The organism is Streptomyces cahuitamycinicus (assembly GCF_002891435.1).
Lineage (GTDB): Bacteria > Actinomycetota > Actinomycetes > Streptomycetales > Streptomycetaceae > Streptomyces > Streptomyces cahuitamycinicus.
In genome coordinates this window covers 1-4,638 of record NZ_POUC01000529.1, presented here as the reverse complement: position 1 = coordinate 4,638, position 4,638 = coordinate 1, and the positions used below count along the sequence as shown (strand labels likewise).

Below are 4,638 nucleotides of genomic sequence, written 5' to 3'. Positions count from 1 at the left end.
GCACGATCCCCGACCCCACCTCGTTCGACACGGCGACCACGGTGCGCCGGGTGACCCGCACCGCTTCCGTGAGCTCCCGCACCCGCTCCCGGAGCACCTTCTCCCCCCGCTCCGCCCACACCGCGTCGTCCCACGCCCCGGCGGCGTCCATCGCGTCGGTCAGCCACAGCGACAGACAGTCGATGAGCAGGGGCGGCCCCTCCGCCTCCAGCAACGGCACCAGGTCGCAGGTCTCGACCGTCTGCCACGACCCCGGCCGCCGCTCCCGGTGGGCCGAGACCCGCGAGGACCACTCCGTGTCCCCGTTGCGCGACCCGCCCGTGGCCACGTACAGCACGTCCGGAAAGGCCTCCAGCCTCCGCTCGGCCTCCACCGACTTGCCCGACCGCGCCCCGCCCAGCACCAGCGTCCGCCGCGGCACGTCCGGCACGTCCTCGTACGCCCCGACCACCAGCGTCACCCCGTCCGGCACGGCCCGGGCACCGGCCGCCGCGAGCCGCCGCCCGAGCTCCGGGCCGGGCGGCACGTCGTGGTCCAGGTGGACCGCGACCACGTCCGTCGTCGGCCCGATCGCCCCCACCGCCCGCAGCTTCGCCAGCGCGTCCGGCCGCCCCACGACGTCCGCCAGGACCATGTCGTACGACTCGGACGGCGCCTCCAGGCCCGCCGGCGCCCCGCCCGGCGGCAGATACAGCAGCCGCTGCCCCTCCGGCCCGGTCACCGCGTAGCCAGTGCCCGGCGCGTCCAGCGCCACCGCCCGCACCCGGTGCCCCGTCAGCAGCGTCAACTCCCGCCCGTCCGGCACCCGTCCGGGCTGCGGCAGCCCCGCGGGCACCTCGACCGCGGGCCCGTCGTGCGGATGCGACAGCAGCACCTGCCGGACGCCGGTCAGGGAACGGCCCGCCCGCGCCGCCGCGAACGCCGCGCCCGGCGTCAGGTCGAGCAGCAGCGCCCCGTCCAGGAGCAGCGCGGTCGCCGCCCGCGCGTCGGGACCCAGGGCGGCCGCGCAGGCCGCGCAGGGACAGTCGGGGCGGGGGAGGCCCGCGGGGGCGCCGGTGCCGAGCAGAGTGAGTTCCACGTCCCGATTCTCACCCGTGGCAATGCGTCACGCGTGACGGAGACGCCCCATAGGGGCGCGGGCCCTGTCGATGTGCGGTTCCGCCGCGCGGGCGCGAGCGACCCCCGACGACCCGCACCCAACGATGACCCGCACCCCCGCAAGCCCTATGACGCCCCACCCAGCGGAGCGCATAGGCTCTGGACGGGAGCCGGACCAAGATCCGGCTTTTCGCTGTGCAGTGTGCTCACACACATGGGAGGCGTACATGGCGGCATGGACGTGGCGGTTCGAGAAGACCGACGGGACGGAGGTCCAGCCCGCGGTGCCGCCGGAGGAGTTCCCCACTCAGGGGGACGCCGAGTCCTGGATCGGGGAGCACTGGAAGGCCCTGCAGGAGGGCGGTGCCGATCAGGTGCGACTGTTCGAGGACGCCACGGAGATCTACGGGCCGATGAGTCTGCACGCGGCCGAGGCGTGAGCCCGGCGGGGGCGTGACCCGGGTAGGGGCGGGGGCCGACGGCCCCCGCCCCTCCTCCGTATGTCAGCCGCGCACGCCGCACAGATGCAGCAGCGCCGCCACCCCGCGGTACGGATCAGTCCGCCCTGCCTTCTCCTCCACCGCGAGCAGCGTCTCCACGTCGGCCGGAACCTCCGCGCCGTCCGCCGCCGTGTCGGTGAACACCCGCACCCCGTACCAGGCGTGCAGCGGCGCCCCGATCCCCGCGAGCGTCGACGTCAGGTCCTTCAGCCGGTCGGCCCGCACGTCCAGGCCCAGGCGGTTGCGGTAGGCGGTCGTGTCGAAGGCCGCCAGGGCGCCGGACCAGTCTCCGGACAGGCCCGGCCGGATCGCGAGCGCGTCCCCGTTGCGCACGAGCAGCGACAGCAGTCCGCCGTGCGCCAGCATCCGGGCGAGGCCCGCCAGCAGCGGGTCGGGCTCCTCGACGTACATCAGGACGCCGTGGCAGAGCACCACGTCGAAACTGCCCGGCAGGAAGTGCACACCGGTGTCCCGGCCGTCGCCCTCGATGATCCGCATCCGCTCCCGGATGCCCTCCGGTTCCCCGGCGAGGGACTCCCGGGCCGCGGCGACCATCGTCGCGTCCTGCTCCAGACCGGTCACCTGGTGCCCGGCCCGGGCCAGCCGCAGCGCCTGCGTACCCTGGCCCATCCCCACGTCGAGCACCCGCAGGCGTTTGCCGACCGGGAACCGGCCGACTATCTGCTCGTCCAGCTGGCGCGCCACCAGCTCCTGCCGGACGACATCGCGCAGCCCGCCCAGCCTGTCCAGCCAGGTATCCGCCGCGCCCTTGGAGAACGGCGTCGTGGTCAGGGCCGCTCTCCGCGCTTGACCTGCGGCTTCGGCAGCCGGAGCCGGCGCATCTGGAGCGAGCGCATCAGGGCGTAGGCGACGGCGCCGCGCTTGTTCTCACCCGCGAAACGCTCGGCCAGCTGCTTCTTCAGACGGAAGCCCGTGACGAACGAGTCGAGCACGATCAGCACGATCACCACGAGCCACAGCAGCAGCGCGACGTTCTGCAGCGCCGCCACCCGCACCATGCTCAGCACTAGGATGACCACGGCCATCGGCAGGAAGAACTCCGCGATGTTGAACCGCGAGTCGATGAAGTCACGCGCGAACTTGCGGACCGGCCCCTTGTCACGGGCGGGCAGGTAACGCTCGTCGCCGCTGGCCAGCGCCTGACGCTGGCGCTCCATCGCGGTACGGCGCTCCGCGCGCTGTCGCTTGGCGGCCTCCTTGCGCGTCGTCGACGTGTTGGCCACGCTGCGGCGCTGCGACTGGGCCGCACTGCGCTTGGGCGTGGGGCGGCCCTTGGGGGCCTCGGGGTGACGGGGCTGACTGGAGTCGGTCACCGGCGCCTTGTCGGCGTCCTGGGCCTTCTCATCCTTCGCACGGCTACGGAACACAAAACCCAAGGGTAAGGGCTTTTGGGCATGGACCCCAGCCTCGTGGGGAACGATCCGGCAACACCAGTCGTCAGTAAGGGGACAGAGGGGACGTTGCGTACGCCTCCGGATGTTTCCCGGGGTGTACGGCTCCGGTAACCCCGGGGACCACCTACTCCCTACGCCGGAGCGGGAGCGCACGCAGTCGTCCTTGGGGATGAGCGCATCCGTCCCCGAACAGTGCGGTAATGGATGCAGGGCCCGTACTGTGGGTTCTGTCGCAGGAGCAGCTGCCGGAGTCGGTCAGAAGGGGGCGCGCGAAGCCCATGAGCGGTGTCATGAAGCGTATGGGGATGATCTTCCGCGCGAAGGCGAACAAGGCCCTTGACCGGGCCGAGGACCCGCGCGAGACCCTCGATTACTCGTACCAGAAACAGCTGGAGCTGTTGCAGAAGGTCCGCCGCGGCGTCGCCGACGTGGCGACCAGCCGCAAGCGCCTGGAACTCCAGCTGAACCAGTTGCAGTCGCAGTCGGGCAAGCTGGAGGACCAGGGCCGCAAGGCGCTCGCGCTGGGCCGTGAGGACCTGGCCCGCGAAGCGCTCTCCCGCCGGGCCGCGCTCCAGCAGCAGGTGACCGACCTGGAGACCCAGCACGCGACGCTCCAGGGCGAGGAGGAGAAGCTCACCCTCGCGGCCCAGCGGCTCCAGGCCAAGGTCGACGCCTTCCGTACGAAGAAGGAGACGATCAAGGCGACGTACACGGCGGCCCAGGCGCAGACCCGGATCGGCGAGGCCTTCTCCGGCATCTCCGAGGAGATGGGCGACGTCGGCCTGGCGATCCAGCGCGCCGAGGACAAGACGGCTCAGCTCCAGGCCCGCGCCGGCGCGATCGACGAGCTGCTGGCCTCCGGCGCCCTCGACGACCAGTCCGGCATGCACAAGGACGACATCCAGGCCGAGCTGGACCGGCTCTCCGGTGGTACGGATGTAGAGCTGGAACTGCAGCGCATGAAGGCCGAACTGGCCGGCCCGAGCAGCGGGCAGCAGGCCCTCGAAGGCGGCACGGACGGGCAGCAGTCCCAGCAGCAGCCGCAGGACACCCCGCGCTTCGACAAGCAGTAGGGGGCCACGCCTAGGAGGGCGACATGATCGTACGGATCATGGGGGAGGGCCAGGTGAGCCTGGCCGACGGCCACCTCGCCGAGCTGAACAAGCTGGACGACGAACTTTTGGCAGAGATCGAGAACGGCGACGGCCCCGGCTTCCGCCGCACCCTCCAGGCCCTCCTGACGCGGGTCCGCGACCTCGGCGACCCCCTCCCGGACGACTCCCTGGAGCCGTCGGAACTGATCCTGCCGTCTCCCGACGCGACCTTGGAGGAGGTCCGGGAGCTCCTCAGCGACGACGGCTTGATCCCGGGCTGACCCAGCTTCGGGCAGTCGTGCCTCCCAGTGCCTCACGAGCCTGGGAGGTACCCCCAGGCGGCACGGGTGGGCGCTGGGGGTGCCCCCTGCTCGGAGAGCTCGAGGGAGGCACGGGGAGGCACCCCGACCGCCGAGTCCCGCGCCCACCCGGCCTCAGCCCTCACGTCGAGCACGTCACACCCGGCTCCGATAGCCGAGCACCTCACACCCGGCTCCCATAGCCGAGCACTTCACACCCGGCCCCCATACC

At 72.3% G+C, this 4,638-nt stretch carries 6 protein-coding genes; 3 read left to right on the top strand and 3 right to left on the bottom strand.

Features of this window, described 5'->3' with window-relative positions:
• Window positions 1–1,078, bottom strand: a 1,078-nt coding sequence (locus C1J00_RS38450; RefSeq protein ID WP_102913529.1) for a bifunctional adenosylcobinamide kinase/adenosylcobinamide-phosphate guanylyltransferase, incomplete at its 3' end; no start/stop codon positions are given.
• Window positions 1,079–1,325: 247 nt separating this feature from the next.
• Between C1J00_RS38450 and C1J00_RS38445 the strand changes: the two genes are divergently transcribed.
• The gene (locus C1J00_RS38445; RefSeq protein ID WP_062926420.1) at window positions 1,326–1,538 is read left to right on the top strand and encodes a hypothetical protein; all 213 of its coding nucleotides are present in this window, start codon (window positions 1,326–1,328) and stop codon (window positions 1,536–1,538) included.
• Between the two features lie 63 nt (window positions 1,539–1,601).
• Here C1J00_RS38445 and C1J00_RS38440 read toward each other — a convergent pair whose 3' ends face one another.
• Window positions 1,602–2,303: a class I SAM-dependent methyltransferase gene (locus C1J00_RS38440; protein WP_102913528.1), complete on the bottom strand. Its 702-nt coding sequence runs from the start codon at window positions 2,301–2,303 to the stop codon at window positions 1,602–1,604.
• Between the two features lie 83 nt (window positions 2,304–2,386).
• On the bottom strand, window positions 2,387–2,986 hold the full coding sequence (locus C1J00_RS38435; RefSeq protein ID WP_102913527.1) for a DUF3043 domain-containing protein: 600 nt from the start codon (window positions 2,984–2,986) through the stop codon (window positions 2,387–2,389).
• Window positions 2,987–3,291: 305 nt separating this feature from the next.
• On the opposite strand from C1J00_RS38435, the gene C1J00_RS38430 reads away from it, so the two are divergent.
• Window positions 3,292–4,086 (top strand): PspA/IM30 family protein, encoded by a 795-nt coding sequence (locus tag C1J00_RS38430; RefSeq protein WP_102913526.1) that lies wholly within the window; start codon window positions 3,292–3,294, stop codon window positions 4,084–4,086.
• 23 nt (window positions 4,087–4,109) lie between these two features.
• Window positions 4,110–4,388: a PspA-associated protein PspAA gene (gene pspAA, locus C1J00_RS38425; protein ID WP_102913525.1), complete on the top strand. Its 279-nt coding sequence runs from the start codon at window positions 4,110–4,112 to the stop codon at window positions 4,386–4,388.
• Window positions 4,389–4,638 lie beyond the last annotated feature (250 nt).